Annotated in this window: 19 protein-coding genes; all 19 read right to left on the reverse strand. The window is 72.1% G+C overall.

Annotated elements, in window-relative coordinates:
• Positions 1 to 166: 166 nt before the first annotated feature.
• The 19 genes from IF23_RS0107380 to IF23_RS0107470 all read right to left on the reverse strand — a co-directional run bounded on the left by IF23_RS0107380 (position 167) and on the right by IF23_RS0107470 (position 18,097).
• A complete protein-coding gene (locus IF23_RS0107380) occupies positions 167 to 721 on the reverse strand; it encodes a hypothetical protein (protein ID WP_030281076.1) in 555 nt (184 codons plus the stop codon).
• A gap of 288 nt (positions 722 to 1,009) precedes the next feature.
• Positions 1,010 to 1,627 (reverse strand): cysteine hydrolase family protein, encoded by a 618-nt coding sequence (locus IF23_RS0107385; RefSeq protein ID WP_037677615.1) that lies wholly within the window; start codon positions 1,625 to 1,627, stop codon positions 1,010 to 1,012.
• Positions 1,628 to 1,745: 118 nt separating this feature from the next.
• Positions 1,746 to 3,146 (reverse strand): MFS transporter, encoded by a 1,401-nt coding sequence (locus tag IF23_RS0107390; protein WP_245654920.1) that lies wholly within the window; start codon positions 3,144 to 3,146, stop codon positions 1,746 to 1,748.
• A complete protein-coding gene (locus IF23_RS0107395) occupies positions 3,143 to 3,625 on the reverse strand; it encodes a MarR family winged helix-turn-helix transcriptional regulator (RefSeq protein WP_030281079.1) in 483 nt (160 codons plus the stop codon). The genes IF23_RS0107390 and IF23_RS0107395 overlap by 4 nt, the downstream gene beginning before the upstream one ends.
• Before the next feature lie 122 nt (positions 3,626 to 3,747).
• Positions 3,748 to 4,506 (reverse strand): SDR family NAD(P)-dependent oxidoreductase, encoded by a 759-nt coding sequence (locus tag IF23_RS0107400; RefSeq protein WP_030281080.1) that lies wholly within the window; start codon positions 4,504 to 4,506, stop codon positions 3,748 to 3,750.
• Positions 4,507 to 4,566: 60 nt separating this feature from the next.
• Positions 4,567 to 5,340: an SDR family NAD(P)-dependent oxidoreductase gene (locus tag IF23_RS0107405; protein WP_030281082.1), complete on the reverse strand. Its 774-nt coding sequence runs from the start codon at positions 5,338 to 5,340 to the stop codon at positions 4,567 to 4,569.
• Between the two features lie 59 nt (positions 5,341 to 5,399).
• On the reverse strand, positions 5,400 to 6,158 hold the full coding sequence (locus tag IF23_RS0107410) for an SDR family NAD(P)-dependent oxidoreductase (RefSeq protein ID WP_030281083.1): 759 nt from the start codon (positions 6,156 to 6,158) through the stop codon (positions 5,400 to 5,402).
• Complete coding sequence (locus IF23_RS0107415) at positions 6,155 to 7,138, reverse strand: beta-ketoacyl-ACP synthase III (protein WP_051739360.1); 984 nt, start codon at positions 7,136 to 7,138, stop codon at positions 6,155 to 6,157. The genes IF23_RS0107410 and IF23_RS0107415 overlap by 4 nt, the downstream gene beginning before the upstream one ends.
• A gap of 12 nt (positions 7,139 to 7,150) precedes the next feature.
• Positions 7,151 to 7,405, reverse strand: coding sequence for an acyl carrier protein (locus IF23_RS0107420; RefSeq protein ID WP_051739362.1), 255 nt, complete (start codon positions 7,403 to 7,405; stop codon positions 7,151 to 7,153).
• A gap of 258 nt (positions 7,406 to 7,663) precedes the next feature.
• Positions 7,664 to 8,626, reverse strand: a complete 963-nt coding sequence (locus tag IF23_RS0107425; RefSeq protein ID WP_030281087.1) for a zinc-binding dehydrogenase — start codon at positions 8,624 to 8,626, stop codon at positions 7,664 to 7,666.
• Between the two features lie 2 nt (positions 8,627 to 8,628).
• Entirely contained in the window at positions 8,629 to 9,699 is a 1,071-nt protein-coding gene (locus IF23_RS0107430) for a 3-oxoacyl-ACP synthase III family protein (RefSeq protein WP_037677617.1), read from the reverse strand.
• A gap of 291 nt (positions 9,700 to 9,990) precedes the next feature.
• Positions 9,991 to 10,839: a hypothetical protein gene (locus tag IF23_RS0107435; RefSeq protein WP_030281090.1), complete on the reverse strand. Its 849-nt coding sequence runs from the start codon at positions 10,837 to 10,839 to the stop codon at positions 9,991 to 9,993.
• A complete protein-coding gene (locus IF23_RS0107440) occupies positions 10,836 to 11,465 on the reverse strand; it encodes a hypothetical protein (RefSeq protein ID WP_030281092.1) in 630 nt (209 codons plus the stop codon). The genes IF23_RS0107435 and IF23_RS0107440 overlap by 4 nt, the downstream gene beginning before the upstream one ends.
• Positions 11,466 to 11,524: 59 nt before the next feature.
• Entirely contained in the window at positions 11,525 to 12,313 is a 789-nt protein-coding gene (locus IF23_RS31925; protein WP_051739364.1) for an AfsA-related hotdog domain-containing protein, read from the reverse strand.
• A gap of 338 nt (positions 12,314 to 12,651) precedes the next feature.
• Positions 12,652 to 13,425 (reverse strand): HAD family hydrolase, encoded by a 774-nt coding sequence (locus IF23_RS32470; RefSeq protein ID WP_425423810.1) that lies wholly within the window; start codon positions 13,423 to 13,425, stop codon positions 12,652 to 12,654.
• Positions 13,426 to 13,857: 432 nt separating this feature from the next.
• On the reverse strand, positions 13,858 to 14,853 hold the full coding sequence (locus IF23_RS0107455; protein WP_051739366.1) for an acyl-CoA dehydrogenase family protein: 996 nt from the start codon (positions 14,851 to 14,853) through the stop codon (positions 13,858 to 13,860).
• Positions 14,850 to 16,016, reverse strand: a complete 1,167-nt coding sequence (locus tag IF23_RS0107460; protein ID WP_030281098.1) for an acyl-CoA dehydrogenase family protein — start codon at positions 16,014 to 16,016, stop codon at positions 14,850 to 14,852. Before IF23_RS0107460 ends, IF23_RS0107455 begins: the two co-directional genes overlap by 4 nt.
• A 28-nt stretch (positions 16,017 to 16,044) precedes the next feature.
• A complete protein-coding gene (locus IF23_RS0107465; RefSeq protein ID WP_051739369.1) occupies positions 16,045 to 16,872 on the reverse strand; it encodes an enoyl-CoA hydratase/isomerase family protein in 828 nt (275 codons plus the stop codon).
• Between the two features lie 43 nt (positions 16,873 to 16,915).
• Entirely contained in the window at positions 16,916 to 18,097 is a 1,182-nt protein-coding gene (locus IF23_RS0107470; protein ID WP_030281101.1) for a CaiB/BaiF CoA transferase family protein, read from the reverse strand.
• Positions 18,098 to 18,208 lie beyond the last annotated feature (111 nt).

The following is an 18,208-nucleotide window of genomic DNA, read 5'->3' on the forward strand; positions in this document are numbered from 1 at the left end:
CCGCACCGATACCGGCCCGACTGCGGCGATCATCACCGCCGCGGCCACGGCGGGAGCCGAGCCCCGCCCACCGGGTCACCTGGCCGGACGCCGAGGGGCACCGTGTCGGCGGCGTGCGGGCGCGGCGTGCGGGGCGGCGGCCGTCGGCGCCGGGGGCGGGCGCCGGTCACGGCCGGGAGGAGTGCTCCTCGGCCGGAAGTTCGTTGTCCAGCCAGGCGAGGAAGGAGAGCGCCGAGCCGCCGAAGTGCTCCCGGATCCGCGCCTGGATGGCCCGGAGCGCATGGCCGGGGACGAAGTTCTGTTCCGCGGGCTGCCCGCAGCCGCAGGCGCAGAACCGGGCCCGCAACCGCACCTCCTCGGGCAGTTCGCCGTAGGTGACGCTGTTGCGCGAGTCGTTGTGCAGCGGGTCGGCCTGCTCGGCGTAATGGTCGTAGATCGGGTGCCCGGCGGTCAGGAGCGTGCCCCACAGCGCCTTCTTCCGGCCGCGGTCGGTCCCGTGGACGGTCACATCGGTGATCTCGGCGATGGCCCGCACCCGGCCCTCGCCGACGATGAGGGCGTACCGCTCGCGCCGGACCATCCGCAGGTCCAGACGCCACACCCCGCGACCGGCCTCCCACGCCTCGCGCTCGGTCATCCGGGGGAAGTAGCCGATCGAGTGCCGGTTCAGCGGGTCGCCGGTCACCCGCTCGTAATCACCGATCCTGATCCGGATCGCCATGCGGCGCCTCCACGGTAGTTGGGTGCCCTGCCCGACGGCGCCGTGCCGCGCATGCTCGGACCGGTCCCCGGGCGGGCCGTTCCCGGGCCGGCGGTGGCGAGAGCGATCCCGGTGGAGCGGGTGGCGCGACGGCGTCCGACGGAGGGGCGCCGACCGGGGGCCGTGAGACCCCCGGCCGACGTCACGGGTATCGACCGCGCCCCGCGGCCGGTGGCGGACGCGTACGCCCGTCGCTCGTACGGTGCCGAGCTGCGGGCCGGGCGGCCACGGGCCGGGGACGCGGGCCGGTCACAGTGCCGGGCCGACTCCGTCCGCGGGGCGCGCGATCAGGAGGTCGGCGAAGGACTTGCCGTCCAGGAGGTCGGCCTGCGACGGGAAGACCGACTCCAGCAGCGTGTGGTGGGCGGTGGTGTCGGGGTCGGCGCAGACGTCCGAGAGCACGATCACCCGGTAGTCGCGGTCGGCCGCGTCACGGACGGTGGACAGTATGACGCCCGTGGTGCTGACACCGGCCAGCACCACGGTGTCGATGCCGCGCTCCCGCAGGATGTCATCGAGGTGCGTCGTGCTGAACGCGCCGGTCCGGGTCTTGGTGACGATCTTGTCCTGCGGCCCGGGCTGGACCTCGGGGGCGATGACGGTCTCGGGGGAACCCTCCGCGAAGAGGTGGTGTTCGGCCGCCGGGGCGAAGGTCTTGTTGTTCTCCGAGATGCCCTTGTAGTCCTCCTCGGTGAACGCCACCCGTACATAGACGACCTGGATACCGGCGGCCACGGCCGCCTCCCGGGCCTGCTTGGCCCGCTGCACCAGATCGGAAGGGTCGGAGAGGAGGCCGAGGATGCCCGCCTGCAGATCCATGAGCAGCAGCGCCGTGCGGTGCGGCGTAATGGTGAGGGTGTCAGTCATCGTGGTCGTTCCTTTCGATCACTCTTACGGATGTGCCACAGTCCCGGCGTCGGGCGCGGGCCCGACAGAAACGGCCCGCCGGGCGGAGCCGGGGCGCGGGCGGTGACCCGCACCCGGGTCAACGGGTGTGTGCCGGAAGTCTGTCGAGCACGGTGGCCAGCAACAGCACGGTGGCGAGCCCGGCCAGGGCCAGTCCCAGGACGTGCAGCCCCGCGTCACCGGCGGTGTTGCCGAGCGCCAGGCTCACCAGGCTGGCGGACATGATGGCCCCGAGATTGGTGGAGGTCCGCAGCAGTCCCGAGGCCACCCCGACCTGTTCGGCCGGGGACTGCGCGTAGAGCACGGTCTGATTGCCCACGGAGCCGAGGCCGGTCGTCACGCCGAACGTCAGCGTCACCGCCGCGATCAGGACGAGCGGGGTGTGCGGGCTGAACGTCACCATCGCCAGCGAGCCGACCAGCGCCGCGGCCGCCGCGGCGATCAGCGGGCCGCGGACGAGCTGCCGCCGGGAGAAGGGGATGGTGACCACCGAGGCGAGGAACGACATCGGCAGCAGCAGGAGACTGACGGTGATGGCCGACATCCCCCGGCTCTCCGCCAGCCACTGGGAGAGGCCGTAGAGGATGCAGTACGGCACCAGCAAGGTGGCGCCGACGCGGAGATAGGTCATGCTCAGCGGCCGGTTCCGGGCGAGCATCCGGACGTCGATGAAGGGCAGCCGGGCCCGGCGCTCCCAGAGCACCAGCGCGACCGCCAGGAGGAGCGTCGCGGTCAGCATCAGCCAGTTGGGATGGGCCAGATCGCCGCAGAACAGCAGCATGCAGGTGACCATGGCGGCGAACAGCAGCATGCCCGGCGGGTCCAGCTCGCTGAGCAGCGACGCCGCGGCACGGGTACCGGAACCGGCGTCCGCCGGGACCCAGCAGAGGGTCATCACGATGCCGAGCAGCGCCATCGGTACGTTGACGAGGAAGGTCGCCCGCCAGTCGGCCACCGCCACCAGCGCGCCGCCGATCGGCAGCCCCACGGCCGCGGTCACCAGTCCGGCGGCCGACAGCGCGCCCAGCGTGCCGCCGACCTTCACCTCCGGATGGCGTGCGGCGAACCGCCGCACGATCATCATCGCCGTGGGATAGCCACCGGCCGTACCGATGCCGAGCAGCACCCGCGCCACGGTCAGCGTCGCCAGATTCGGGGCCAGGGTGCCCAGGACGCCGCCCACGCCGACCAGACAGAGCCCGGCGAGGAACACCCGCCGCGGACCGAACCGTTCGGCCAGCCGTCCCATGGTGGGCTGGGCGATGGCGCTGGCGAGGTAGAGCGAGGACACCAGCACCGCGGTCGCCGCGATGGTGACGTGGAGCGACCGGGCGATGGGCACCAACGCGGTCGCGAGAATGGAGCTGTTGATGGGGTTGAGCGCCGAGCCCACCAGCAGCGGCGCGACCAGACGCCACCCCGGGGTGCGGACCGGATCGTCGGTCGCCGCGGTCTTGTCGCGGGTTAACTCACCGCTCACCGCGCACCCCCGTGGACACCCCTGCGCCGCATGCTGACGACGGGGCCGACGGTGCTGTCGACGAGGCGGCCCATCAGCTTCACGGCCGACGCCAGCTGCTCCTGCTCGTCGGGGGAGAGCTCGTCCGCGATCGCCGCACTGAGCCACCGGGCGTGCAGCCCCAGCAGATCGGTCACCAGCTCGCTGCCGCGCTCCGTACCGGAGAGCAGGATGCGGCGGCCGTCGTGCTCGTCGGGGGTGCGCCGTATCAGACCGGCTTCCTCCAGGCCCGTCAGGGTCTGCGCCATCGACTGGGGGCGCATGTACTCCAGGGCGGCCAGTTCGCTGGTGGTGATCGGCCCCTCGCGCACCACGCGGTAGAGCGCCGTCAGTTGGGGACGGGACAGCCCTTCGGCTTCCACGCCCGACTCCGCCCGGATACGGCCGCGCAGCAGGCGCATCGCGAAATCCAGGTCCATGGCCAACGCTGCCAGATCCATCGGTCCGTCATCACCACTTCGCCAAGTGAACAGGTAGCCTGCACAGTATATCTCTTCAGGCTACCTGTCCATTTGTCGACGGTGCGGCGCGCACGGCCTCCGGAGCCGCCGGTGTCACGGGGTCAGAGGGCGGTCCAGCCCCCGTCGATGACATAGCCCGAGCCGTGGACGAACGAGGACTCGTCGCTCGCCAGGAACAGCACGAGGTGGGCGATCTCCTCCGGCTGCGCATGGCGCCCGGCGGGCACGCTCCGGACGGTTTCGAGGATCGCGGCGTCCCCCTGCTCCAGGATCGGCCGCGTCATCGGCGTCTCCACGGCACCGGGCAGGATCGCGTTGGCCCGCACCCCCTGCTTGCCGTAGTCGGCGGCGAGTTGCCGGGTGAACCCGAGCACACCGTGCTTGGACGAGGTGTAGGCGATCCCGCCGCCGCCCGCCACCGTCCCGGAGATCGAGGAGGTGTTGACGACCGTGCCGCCGCCGTCGAGGAGCGCGGGCAGCAGTGCCTTGGTGACCAGGAACATCCCCTTGAGGTTGATGTCCAGGACGCGGTCCCACTGCTCCTCGTCGGTGTCGAGCACCGGCGCGTAGTGGTCGAAGACGCCCGCGTTGTTCACCAGGACGTCCACCTGCCCGAACGCGGCCAGCGCGCGTGCGGCGGCGCGGCCGACCGAGGCGCTGTCGGCGACATCGACCGCGTACGCCGCGGCGCGCGCGCCACGCTCCCGCAGCGCGTCGACCGTGACGGCGGCGTCCCCGGCGTCCAGATCCCAGACAGCGACCGCGGCGCCCTCCGCCGCGAACCGCTCGGCGACGGCCCGGCCGATACCGGAACCGCCGCCGGTGACCACCGCCACCCTTCCTTCGAGGCGACCGACCACGACATCCTCCTTTGTGTCACGACGGGAAGGTGATGAGGAGAGCCCGGAGGGCGCGGCCCGCTACAGCGCGGTGAAGCCGCCGTCGACCGGCAGGGTCACACCGGTGACGTAGGAACTCCGCTCGCTGCACAGCCACGCCGCCGCCTGAGCGGTCTCCTCGGGATCGGCCGTCCGCGGCTGGGGCGTCGTCCGGTGCAACTCCTGCTCGATGCCGGGGTTCTGCGCGTACCACGCCTCCACCAGCTCGCTCCGGGTGGTGCCGGGGGCGATGGCGTTCACCCGGATCCCCTCGCCGCCGTACTCCGCGGCGGCTGCCTTGGTCAGCCCGATCACCGCGTGCTTGGAGGCGACGTACGGGGCCGCCACCGGCGAGGCGACCAGCCCGCCGACGCTGCTGGTGTTGACGATCGCGCCGCCGTTCCCGGCCGCCAGCATCGCCGTGATCTCGGGGCGCAGACAGTTGAAGAGCCCCCGGACGTTGGTGTCCATGACGGGGTCGTACTCCTCGTCCGCCATCAGGTGCAGCGGGGTGCGGCCACAGGCGTACCCCGCGTTGTTGAACGCGGTGTCGAGGCGGCCGAAGCGCTCCACGGTGAAGTCCACGGCGCGCCGCATATCGGCGGAGCGGCTCACGTCCGCCACCACGTACTCCGCCTCCGCGCCGGTCTGCTGTAACTCCTTGACCAGGGCCGCCAGGCGCTCCTCGCGGCGGGCGATCAGGACGACGGCGGAGCCCTCGCGTGCGAAGACCCGCGCCGCGGCAGCGCCGATGCCGCTGCTGGAGCCGGTGATCAGGCTCACCTTGCCGGACAGAATGCCGTCTTTCCCGGGCATGGGGACCGTGCCTTTCTGGGGTGTTGGGGGGCAGTGGGGTGCTCAGGGGCGGTGCTCCGTCACGGGGCCATGCGGAGGGCTCCGTCGAGCCGGATGGTCTCGCCGTTCACCATGGGGTTGGCGACGATGTGCAGCGCCAGTTCCGCGTACTCGGCCGGGTCGCCGAGCCGGGCCGGATGCGGGGTGCGGGAGCCGAGTGCGGCGCGGGCCGTCTCCGGTACGGCCGCGAACATCGGGGTGTCGAAGAGCCCGGGGGCGATGGTGACCACACGGATCTTCAGGGCGGCGAGATCACGGGCGACCGGCAGCGTCAGGCCGACGACGCCGCCCTTGGACGCGGCGTAGGCGGCCTGGCCCGTCATCCCGTCGAAGGCGGAGACGGAGGCGGTGTTGATCACGACGCCGCGCTCACCGTCGACCTCCTCGGCCCCGCTCACGCGCGCGGCGAAGAGCCGGATGACGTTGAACGTGCCGATCAGATTGACCCGGATGACATCGGTGAACTCCGTCAGCGGGAACGCCCCGCGGCTGCCCACGGTCTTGACGGCGTTGCTGACACCGGCGCAGTTCACGACGGTACGTAGGGGACCCAGCTCCTGGGCGGCGTCGAGCGCGGCGCCGACCTCCGTCTCGCTGCTGACATCGGCGGCGACGAAGACGGCGCCGTCGCCGAGCCGTTCGGCGACGGCCCGGCCCTTGTCCCGCGACGGACTCACCAGGACGACACGGGCACCGGCCCGCAGGAACCGTTCCGCGGTGGCCAGCCCGAGACCGGAGGTGCCGCCGGTGATCAGCGCGACCCCGCCCGCGATGTTCACCGCACGCCCCGGCCGGCGGAGAGTTCTCCGTCCGGCCGTACGGCGTCCGGGCTCCGCCAGGTGATGACACCGGCGCCCCAGGAGAGGCCCGCGCCGAAGGCGGCGAGCCCCAACACGGCGCCGGGGTGCAGAAGTTGCTGTTCCCCCGCGTGGGCGAGGGCCAGCGGGATGGAGGCGGAGGAGGTGTTGGCGACCTTGTCGACGTTGAGGAAGACCCGCTCGGCGGGGACGCCGAGCCGCCGCCGGACCGCATGGATGATCCGGGCGTTGGCCTGGTGGGCGACGAAGAGGTCCAGCGCCTCCGCACCCAGACCGGCCCGTTCGAGCACCAGCTCGGTGTGGCCGGCCATCAGATCCACGGCGCTCTCGAAGATCTCCCGCCCGCGCATCCGGAGCAGCTTGTCCTGCTGCACATGGAGCAGATCGATCCGCGTGCCGTCGGAGCCGAGCACGAACGACGGCCGCAGCCCGCCCTCCGCCCTCGACACGACGACCGCGCCCGCACCGTCCCCGAGCAGCACCGCGGTGTTCCGGTCGGTGTGGTCGGTGATCCGGGAGAGCGCCTCGGCGCCGCAGACCAGGACATGGTCGGCGCGTCCCGACTCGATCGCCGCGATCGCGTGGTCCAGCGCGTACAGGAACCCGGAGCAGCCCGCGCTGACGTCGAAGGCGGCGGGCCGGTCGATCCCCAGCCGGGTGGCGATCTCGACGGCCATGCCCGGGCTGATCCGGTCGGCGGTGGAGGTGGCCACGACCACCTGGTGGATGTCGCGTGGGGCGACCCCGGAGTCCGCCAGCGCCCGGCCACAGGCGTCCGTGGCCAGCTCCGCGAGGCTCGCGTCCGCGGCGAGCCGACGGCGTTCCCGGATGCCGGTGCGCTGGACGATCCACTCGTCGGAGGTGTCGAGATGGACGAAGTCGTGGTTGCTCAGGACCCGTTCGGGCAGTGCCGCTCCGGCACCGGCAAGTGTGACGGTCATGGCTTCCCTGTCCTAGAGACCGGCCTTCGCGTAAATGGCGTTCAGCGCCTGCCGCAGGCTCTGGGACTCCTCCAGATCCGCGGCGTGCACCTCGATCCCGAATTCCCTGTTGACCGCCTGACCCAGCTCCGTCACATGGAGCGAGTCCACCCCTAAGTCGTCGAACGAGGCGTCGAGGGTGATCTGGTCCCGTTCGATACCGAGTTTCTCCAGCACATCGAGGACGAATCCTTCGACGGATTCCTTGGTGCGAGAGGGAACTGCCATGAGAAGTCACGCTCCTTGAGGAGGGATTCGATGACCGGTACGGCGTGCGAACGGGAAGCTATACCGGTGAAGAATTGAGCGTCAAGACCTGTCCGAAGCCCATGGCATGGGCATTCACCGCATGCCGAACCACCCGTTCCGGAAAGGAAAAGGAAAAGGGAAGCGCGGTAGGCGCAAAAGGCGTTGGATGGGGGTGTCGCGCACAATGGGCGACGGGTGGGCCGGGCTCCTTTCAGCGGATTCTCCGGGGGCTGTCCCTCACGGGGTGAAGACGACTTTCCCGAAGACCGTTCCGTCGGACATCGCCCGGAAGCCCTCGCGGGCCCAGGAGAGCGGCAGCACCCGGTCGATCACCGGGGCGAGCCGGTTCTGGGTGCAGAAGCGGGCGAGCCGCGCCAACTGGTCGCGGCTGCCGAGGGTGCAGCCGGTGATGGTCAGTTCCCGGAAGAAGACATGGGTCAGCTCCGCGGGCGGCAGCGCCCCGGTGGTCGCGCCGCTGACCACGACGCGACCGCCGTCGCGGACGCTGCGCAGCGAGTGCTCCCAGGTGGCCTCGCCCACCGTCTCCATCACCGCGTCGACCCGGGACGGCAACCGCGCGCCCGGCGGGAAGGCCGCCTCCGCGCCGAGCGCCTCGGCCTGCTTACGGCGCTCCGCGCTGCGGCCGGTCACCCAGACCCGGTACCCGGCGGCCGACCCCAGCACGATCAGGGCGGTCGCGACGCCGCCGCCCGCGCCCTGCACCAGGACGGTGGCGCCGGGCTCCAGCGCCGCCCGGTCGAAGAGCATGCGGTAGGCCGTCAGCCAGGCCCCGGGCAGGCAGGCGGCGTCCTCGAACGACATGCCCGCGGGCTTGGGCACCAGGTTCTCCCGGGGGACGGCCACCCGCTCCGCGAACGTTCCGTCGTACCGCTCACCGAGCACCGACCACCGCGGGGCGGACCCCTCGCCGCCGCGGGTGTCCTCCGTGACGACCGAGTGGACGAGGACGGGGTTGCCCTCCTGGTCCACCCCGGCGGCGTCGGAGCCGAGCACGATCGGGAGGCGTTGGAAGGCCGGGCCGACGCCGCGGAGGGTCCACAGGTCGTGCCGGTTCAGCGCGGCGGCGCGGACCGTCACGGTCGTCCAGCCCGCGGCGGGCACGGGCTCGTCCCGCTCGGCGACCGTCAGGCAGCCGAGCGGGTCCCGGGCGTCGGCCCGTACGGCCGACACGGCGAGCACGCTCAGCCCCGCCCGTCGTGGCGGAAGCAGGCCGAACCCCACAGGAATCCGGCGCCGATCCCGGACATCATGAGGAGGTCGCCGTGCCGGACGCCGCGCGTCATGGTCTCGTGCAGCACGGTGAACATGCTGGCCGCGGCGGTGTTGCCGAACCGGCCGACGGTCGTGGGCGCGCGGTCGGCGGGCACCCCGAGGCTCTGCATCGCCTCGTGGATGATGTTGAGGTTCGCCTGGTGCAGCAGGAAGTACCGCACCTCGTCCAGTTCCACCCCGGCGCGCAGCGCCGTCGTCCGGATGCTGTCCGGCAGCTTCCCGGTGGCCATGTTCCACACGGACTTGCCCAGCATCTTCAGATACTGGCCGCGGCCGTCGGCGGTCTCCTGGCTGGTGGGGCGGCGGGAGCCGCCCGCGGGGATCTCCACGTCGTAGGAGAGTTCGTCGCCGGTGTCCCAGGACAGCAGTCCGAAGCCGGGGGCGCCCGGGCCGAGCAGCACCGCCCCGGCGGCGTCGCCGAGGAAGACGCGGGTGCCGCGGTCCTGCGGGTCCGTGGCGCGCGATCCGGCGTCGGCGCCGATCACCAGGACGCGGGAGTAGGAGTCGTTCTGCAGCAGATGGGCGGCGACGAGCAGGGCGTAGATCCCGCCGGAGCAGGCCGCCTGGGTGAGGTCCAGCGGGATGGCGCGGTGGGCGCCCAGCGCCTGTTTGACCATCAGCGCGGTGGAGGGCAGCGGCTGGTCCGGGGTGAACGTCGTCAGCACGATGGCGTCCAGCTCGGACGGGTCGACGCCGCCACCGGCCAGTGCCTGCCGGGCCGCCGCGACGCTCATGTCCGAGGTGGCCATGCCGGGTTCGAGGAAACGCCGCTCCTTGATGCCGGTACGGGAGGTGATCCAGGCGTCGGAGGTGTCGAGGGTCCGGGTCAGCTCCTCGTTGGTCACCACCCGGGGCGGTACGTAGAGCCCGGTCGAACGGATTCCGACGGGGCGTCTGAGTCCGGCGGCGGCATTGCGCGGCCGGGGGGTGGCTTCTTCCCGGGGTATTTCCCGGGGCGTCGGAATCAGGCCGTGCGGCATGGAGCACTCCGATCAGAAAGGGGGGGCAGGGCGGCGGAAGGCCGTCTTTCCCTGGCGGCAGACAGGGGAATTCCGACGCACATTCCGGTGGCCGCGGCGGTGTACGGGGGATTCGCCGCCGTGCGGGCGTCGGGCGGGGTGGGCCAGGGCCGCGGACCCGCCGCTCCCGTACGGCCGCCGGAATGCCCGGGCCGCCGTACGGGAGCGACAAATCCGCGCCGGGGCGCAGGAGAGGGGGAAGGGAATGCAGAAGGAGGAGGGAATCCCTTTTCGGGGTGTGACCGGCCCCGGTCAGGCGTGGGTGATGAATTCGGTGAAACCGGGGCCGGGCAGCCGCAGTTGGGCGTGGATGTCCGAGCCCAGACCGTGGTGGCCCACGGCGCCGCCGTAATTCATCTGGTAACTCATCCAGAGGACGACGAAGTTGACGATCCGGTTGCCCGCGGTGGGGGAGTCGGGCGCCGGAAAGGGGTCGGGGAGCCGGGCGTGGTAGCTGCCGTTGCCCTCCTCGTCCGCGATGAAGACGTTGGGGACGCCGAACGGGCTGGGGTGCGAGGGGCCGTCCGGGTCGAGATCGCGGCGCCGGATGGCCATCACGGTGTAGAGACTGTTCGGGATGAGCCCCTGGAACTCCCCGCGGAAGTCCGCCGCGGTGTCCTGCTCGACCAGTGTCACGGTCAGGCTGCCGCGCGCCTTGACCCACTGGCCCAGCGTCACCGGCGCGGTCACCTTCGGCCCGTCCTCCGGTTGCAGATCCGGGATGGGCACCTGGTGGAACGGGTAGCTCGGCCGCACCACGCCGAACGGGTCGGGCTGCTGCTCCGGTGCCATCACCGCCGTGTAGTTCGAGCACGGCAGCGGCAGCGGCAGAGTGCAGAGCACCATCTCCTCGTCCGCCGCGGAGAGTTCCGGCGGCAGCTCCCGGATGATCCGGTACGGCGCGTTGGCGCCGAAGGGCGGGAGGACGCTGTCCGCGGCGACGAGCGCGCGGCCCCATCCGGTCGTCACCTCACCGTTGGGCCGGGCCCGGTTGATCCCGCCGATGACCACGAAGTGCCCGTCGGCGTTCATCACCTCGCTCGGCGGATAGAGCGGGCCCTGTGTCGTCATGCTCAGCTCGTACGTCCGGGAGCGCGTCATCGGCGGGCCTCCGTATCGGACACCCGGCGGTAGATCCGGGTGTAGAGCCCCTCGTCGGTGACGAAACGGGGGTGCGCCTGCCGGGCGATCTCCGCGTAGCGCGCCGAGGCGAACGTCGGCAGATACTCCTGCGGCGGGCAGGAGAACCCGGCGACGAACATCACGCCGGGCTCCGTGCTCAGCAGGGAGTGGTAGGCGAGGAACGCCTCGATCCGCTCGGACTTGCGGACCTCGGCGAAGATGGTCCCCTCCCGCCAGGACAGATACTCCTCGTGCACCGGCGGCTTGACCTCGACATGGCGCAGCTGGATGTACGGCGTCTCCGGCAGCTCCCCGGCAGTGGGCTTCGGCGCCCCCACGAACTCCAGCACCTGGCGGCGGACATCGCCCGTGGCCAGCGGCGCCAGCGCGGTACGCAGTTCACCCCAGCGGTCGGCGCGGGCGGCGAGGTCGGCGAGCCCGGTCAGCGGGGTCAGCTCCAGGACGGTCGGGGTCTCCGTGCTCCGGTAGAGCACGCTGCCGCGGTCCCCGGCGGCGCGGTGGTGGTCCTGCCAGACGGCGAGCGCCTCCTGTGCGGTCTCTTGCGCGACGGGCACCTCTGTCACCAGAAGCAGGGGGGATGTCATCGCAGGCGTTCCCTTTCATGGTTTCTCATGGCGATGGATCGCTGGTCACACCGGTCGTTTCACTCGGCGACCGCGAGTTCGGGCGGCGCGGGCAGCCGCTTGAGCGCGTACCGCACGGCCCGTTCGGCACCGCGGCGCTCCTTGCGCGCCATCACCGTGGCGGGCAGCGCCGTCCCCGTCATCCGTACGGAGGCGACGTGCAGGGCCGCCTGCCGGAAGGTGACCTCGATGTCGAAGAGCAGCAGCTCGGGGTCGCTCAGATCCGCCTGGAGCACCTCGCAGTCGAGGGTGGCGTCCAGCGGGAAGAGGAAGTTGCGGAAGCTGGTCTCCAGGCGGGCGAAGACATGGCTGTAGCGGTGTTCCGGCCGGTGGCAGGTGTAGTAGCGCTCGCAGACCGCGACATACATCTGCCGCGCGGCCTCCAGGACGACCATGCCCTGGACATGGCTCGCCTGGTGATCGAGTTGCAGCTCCTGGTCGTTGTGGAGCCGCAGCGAGGAGCGGAAGGCGGTCTCGGAGCGGCGGGTCAGCCCCGCGATGAGGACATTGCTCTCGCGGTGCTTGTGCGTCTCGGTGTGGTTGCCCAGCCGCCCGCGCGGGCTGCGTTCGATCACGGTGCGCCCGGGGGCGTCGCCGCGCCGCAACTCCTCCTCGATCCGGTCCCAGTCGTAGGCGGTGACGCCCTGCCCCTCGGCGAGGAGCAGGGTGCGGTCGCCGTCCGCGTTGCGGTGGGCACCGGCCCGTAATTGGTCGATGAACCGGGAGACGGTAACGGCGGATGTCTGGTCGGCAAAGGCTTCGTAACGGTCGCCGACGATGAAGAGCGGGGTCGTTTCACTTTCTGACATGCGTGAATTCCATTCATCACATGACCGGCAGGCGTCAGCGCCCGTGCGCCGTCGCACGGTGTACGCCACTGAATTCCGGAAGAGGCCGACGGAAGACGCTCCGACGGCACCGACGGGAGAGAATTTCCACCGCAGTCGACGGGATGTCAGGAGCGGGAAAGGGGTGGGCTCCAGGAGGCCGTGCACGAGAGGCACGTGGTGATCGGGCTGCTCTCCCCTTTCCGGAAAGGGGATATTCGCGAGGGGGAAGTGTCGGGGTCCGTGAGGGGGAGTGGGGGTGTCAGGGGGCCGTGAGGGGGAGTGGGGTGTCAGGGGGCCGTGCGGGGGAGCGGGGGGTGTCAGGGGACCGTTCTCCCGGGCTCGTCCCGGCGTCCGCCCGTACTCGGCAGGACGCTCCCGCCGTGGCGTCGCACATGGGCGCAGAGCACCGGGTCGTCGCCGACGGCCACCGGGTGCCCCACCGAGGACAGCATGTCGAGATCGCTGGAGTGGTCCCCGTACGCCCAGCAGTCCGCCGCCGGGAGGCCGTACGCGGCGATCGTCCGGTCGACGGCGACCGCCTTGGCCTTGCCGATCATCGCCGTGCCGATCTCGCCGGTGAACGCGCCGTCCTCGCCGATCAGCGGGTCCGAGCAGAGCGTCAGATCCACCCCGAAGTCCTCGCCGAGCGGCCCCAGACAGGCCGCGAAGCCGCCCGAGACCAGGACGATGCGGTCGCCCGCGGCCCGGTGGCGGGCGAGTGCGCGGACGGTCGCCGTGACGAAGGCGTCCGGCCCCTCGCGGTACTCCGCGTACCACTCCCGTCCGGCGGCCATGAGCTCCGCGGCGGGGACGCCCGCGAAGTGGGTGTAGTAGACGCGGTTGCCCTCCTCGCGGGGCATCCGCGCGGCCATCGCCCGCAGTTCGTCGGCTCGGCGCCGGTACCGCGTGCCGTCGTCGCCGTTCCGCGCCAGCCAGTGACGCAGGAATGCAAACATGCTCTTTGCGGTGATGAGCGTTTCGTCAACATCGAAGAATGCCGCCGACCGCGGACTTCCGCCCGCGGGACGCCGCTTGTGTACGGCATCTCTTGCCGGTCTGCCTTCCGCTGGTAATCCGGACCCGTCACTCACAGCGCCTACCTCCGTCGGGCGATGCAAATCCACCGGGGAGGAAGGAGAAACCCGTGGGGCAGGCATCACCGCAGTGCGATGTCGTGTCTCTTCAGTCTCAGCCCTCACAGGAGGCCACGCAGCTTACCTTTCGGCCAGCTTCAAAAGTCGGGGTGTGCTCGCGGGCGGGCATTACCGGTAAGTCATGGGTGACTTCCAGGGGTGACGGGAAAGGTCCGGGTCGACATTTTCGTATGTCTTCGTACAGGTGAACGTATGTTCCCGGCGGGCTCCGGCGCGGTGCTGTACTGTGCGTCCGCTCATCCGGCGGCGACGGCCAGAAGCCGACGTAGCCGATCACGGGCGGCGGTGGGGCGCCCGTGATCGGCGGGTGACCGGGGCCGGTACGCGAAGGCCCGCGGTCCGTCCGGCGGCGACGCCGGTCAGCGCAGGTCAGCCGCCGGTCACCGAGGGCCAGAGCCGGTCGCCGTCGCCGTCGAGCACGTACCGGCCGATCCGCTGCTGCCAGGACCGTTCGCCGCCGTCCTCGTCGCGCCAGGACCACATGCGGGTGGTGGCCAGGTGGAGCGGGCTGAGTTCGGTGAAGCCGATCGCGCCGTGCAGTTGGTGGGCGATGCGGGTGATCTCGGCGACCGAGGCGGTGGCCTGCGCGGCGGCGATCCACGCCGGGAACTCCGCGGACTCCGGCGTGGCCAGCGCGGACGCGGCCGCCTCGACGGACGCAGCGACCAGGGCCGCCTCCTCGACGAGCTTCGCCTCCTCCTGCTTGACGGCCTGGAAACCGCTCAGCGGACGGCCGAACTGCCGACGGGAGGCGGTGTGCGCGACCGTCAACTCGACACAGCGGCGGGCCGCTCCGGCGATCAGGGCGGCCCGCGCCAGCCCCGAGCGCCAGGCGGCCTCCCGGACCAGCCCGGCCGGAACGCGGCGGACCCGCTCCGCGGGGACGGCCACATCGAGCAGCACGAGAGCGTCGCGGGGCTCGCCCGCCAGATTCGCACCCGGCGTCTGCCGCCACTCGGCGGCTTCGAGGACGAGGAGCACCGGCCCGCCGTGCGGCCCCTCGGTCAGTACGGCCGCGGCGTCGGCGGACCGGGCCCACGGCACCCGGCGCAGCGTGCCACTGACCCGCAGGGCGTCATCGGTGCCCGCCGCCCCCCGCGGCCCGACCCGGCTGCCGGTGTCCACATGGGCGAACCGCACCTCCAGCGGACCGCTCGCCACCGTCAGCGGACCGTCCGGCACGGCGAGCCCCGCCGCGGCCAGCAGCGGGCGGGCGACGAGCAGCGTCTCGGCCAGCGGCCCCGGGGCGCCGCGGTACCCGGCGTCCCGCGCCAGGGCCACCAGGGTGGCCGGGGCCGTGTCGAGCGGCGGCAGGGCGGCGGCGTCCGCGGCGGGGAAATCGGTGGTGGGGGAATCGGTGCTCATCGGGACAGCTCCAGACCTCGGGTGATGATGCCGCGCAGAATCTCGTTGGTGCCACCGCGCAGCGTGTAGCCCGGCGCGTGCAGAATCGCGGTGGCCAGCAGCTCGGGGAAGCTGCCGGGGGTGGCGTCGGAGCGGGCGGCGGTCGGCAGGATCTCGCGGACCTCGTTGACGAGGTCGCCCTCGAAGCGGGTCCCGAGATCCTTCACCAGCGCCGCCTGCACATCGGCCGGGCGACCGGCCGCCGACGCCGCGGCCACCCCCAACGACAGCTGCCGCAGCGACGCCAGACGCGCGGTGAGACGGCCCACCCGGGCCTCCTGCTCGGGGCCGCCCCCACCGGCCCGCCGCACCTCCGCCACCAGGGCGGTCAGCAGCGGCAGCGTGGACAGGAACCGTTCGGGCCCGCCGCGCTCCAGGGCCAGTTCGCCGGTGACCTGCTGCCAGCCCTCGCCGGGGCGCCCGAGCAGCGCGTCGTCGGCGAGTTCGACACCGTCCAGACGGCAGGAGTTGAAGGTGTGCTCGCCGCTGAGCAGCCGGATCGGCTCGACGTGGACCCGCGGATCGCGCAGATCGACGAGGAACTGGCTCAGCCCGGCATGACGGTCCGCCGCATCCTCGGTCCGGGCGAGCACGATCGCATGGTCGTTGACGTGCGCACCGCCCGTCCACATCTTGGTGCCGGTCAACCGCCAGCCGTCGGCGGTCCGCTCCGCCCGCGTCCGGACCGAGGCCAGATCCGAACCGCTCTCCTTCTCGCTCATCCCGATCGAGAAGAAACAGGTACCGGCGGCGATCCGTGGCAGGAAGCGGTTCCGCTGCGCCTCGGTGCCGTGGCGCAGGATCGTCGGCCCGGCCTGCCGGTCGGCGACCCAGTGCGCCGAGACCGGCGCACCGGCGGCCAGCAACTCCTCCAGGACGACATGGCGTTCGAGGGTGCTGCGCCCGCCACCGCCGTACGCCCGCGGCAGCGTCATCCCGACCCAGCCGCGCTGGGCCAGACGGCGGCTGAACTCCGGATCCCAGCCGGTCAGCCAGGAATCGGGCCGCCCGAGGACGGTACCGGCGGCGCGCTCCGCGGCGAGGAAGGCGCGGACCTCCTGACGCAACTGGCCGACGCTCGGCGGGAGATGGACGGCCCTGAAATCGAGGGCGGAGAAGGACATGGGTGCTCCTTGGAGAGAACTGTGGTGGTCAGGCGCCCGTGAAACGCGGGCGGCGGCGCTCCTGGCGGGCCCGGACGCCCTCGCGGAAGTCGCCGGTGGTGGTCGTCACGGCCTGGGCGAGGCCCTCCCAGGCCAGCGCCTGTTCGACGGTGGGCTGCCCCTGGGCCAGACCGCTCCTGGTCAGCCGGACCGCCAGCGGGGCCGCCGCGGCGATCTCGTCGGCCACCTCCAGCGCGGCGTGGAGCACCTGAGCGGCGGGGAGCGCCTCGTGCACCATGCCGAGGGCGGCGGCCCGGGCGCCGCTGATCAGCCGCCCGGTCAGCAGCAACTCCCGGGTCCGCGCCGGGCCGACGGCCTCGGCGAGCAGCGCGGTGGTCGCCATGCCCGGGTGCAGACCGAGGCGGACGAACGGTGCGCCGAGCCTCGCGTCGGCGGCGGCGTACCGCAGATCGCAGGCGAGGGCCAGGGCCAGCCCGGCGCCCACCGCATGGCCGTTGACCGCCGCGACGGTGGGGACGGGCAGGTCGCGGACGGCCAGCCAGGTCCGGTAGAAGTCCGCCAGCCGCTCCCGGGCGTCGGTGAGGCCCCGGCCGTGCCGGTCGGCGAGTTCCGCCAGGTCGGCGCCGGAGCAGAAGGCGGGGCCGGTGCCGGTGACCACGACGGCGCGCAGCGCGTCGTCCCGGCGCAGGGACCGCATGGCGTCCTGCCACCGTGCGGTCAGCCGGGCGCTCATCGGGTTGCGTTTGGCGGGGTTGTCGAAGGTGAGCACCGCGACGCCGTTCGGTCGGCGCTCGATACGCAGCGGCTCCTGCTCGTCGGATGTGCCGTGGGCGTCCGGGGAGGGTTGCTCGTTCACGGGACCTCGATCCGTTCCGTAGGTGGGGGAGAGGGGGCGGCGCTCAGGCGGTCGGCCGGTGGCCGATCTCGGCGAGGACCTCGTCGGTGTGCTCGCCCAGGTGCGGGCAGTGCCGGTGCAGCCCCGCCGGGGTGGCCCCGAAGCGCACGGGCTGGCCGATGAGGCGGTAGCCGCCCTCGGTGGGGTGCTCGGCGTCCCGGAGCAGTCCGCCCTCGACGGCGTAGGCGCTGGTCGCGGCCTCCTCCAGACTCAGCACCGGCGCGGCGGGAATCCCGGCCGCATCGCAGAACTCCTGCCATTCCGCGGAGGTGTGCCGCTCCGTCAACTCGCCGAGCAGGACGTAGAGGTCGTCGGCGTTGCGGGCGCGCGCGGCGTACGAGGCGAAGCGCGGGTCGTCGGCCAGTTCCGGGCGGCCGACGTGGGCGAAGAAGTCCCGCCAGTTGCGGTCGCTGTAGGGGAGGAGGCACATCCAGCCGTCCGCGGTGCGCGAGGCGGTGCGGCGGGAGCTGAGCGCCCGCGGGTAGCCGATCGGCCCTTCGGGCGGGGTGAGGGTCGCCGCCGCGAGGTGCTCGACGAGGGTGAAGGCCAGCATGGTGTCGGCCATCGGCACCTCGATGTGCTGCCCCTGGCCGGTGCGGTCGCGGTGGTGGAGCGCGGCGAGCACCGACTGCACGATCACCAGCCCGCAGATCTTGTCGGCGAGCACCGTGGGGACGTAGTAGGGGACGCCGCTGACCTGCTCGTTCAGCCACACCAGACCGGAGGCCGCCTGGACCACGTCGTCGTAGGCCGGATGGCCGCCGAGGGCGGAATCGCTGCGGAAGCCCTGGGCGTTGAGGTAGACCAGCCCGGGGGCGGTGGCCGCGACGTCCTCGTAGGTCAGGCCGAGGCGGCGCAGCGCCTGCGGGCGGACGTTGGTGAGGAAGACGTCCGCGGTCGCCAGGAGGGCGAGGAGCGCTTCGCGGCCACCGGGGGCCTTGAGGTCGAGAGCGACGCTGCGCTTGTTGCGGTTGAGGTTGAGGGTCATCACCCCCATACCGGGGCTGCGGGTCGGCGGGTAGTGGCGGGTCAGATCACCGTCCGGCGGTTCGACCTTGATGACGTCCGCGCCGAGATCGCCGAGCTGCCGGCCCGCGTACGGGCCCATGATCACTCCGGCCAGTTCGACCACCCGCACCCCGTGCAGCGGGCCGACCCCGCCGTCCGCTTCCCACCCTGTTGCCATGGCACGTCTCCGCTCTCCACCGGGACCGGCTTCGTACGCCGGGCCGTTGACGTCCAGTCAATTCCTCGGCGTCCCATAGCGTCCAATACTTCCTACCGGCACCTTCCATAT

Origin of the sequence: Streptomyces catenulae (assembly GCF_000718015.1) — a bacterium.
GTDB lineage: Bacteria > Actinomycetota > Actinomycetes > Streptomycetales > Streptomycetaceae > Streptomyces > Streptomyces catenulae.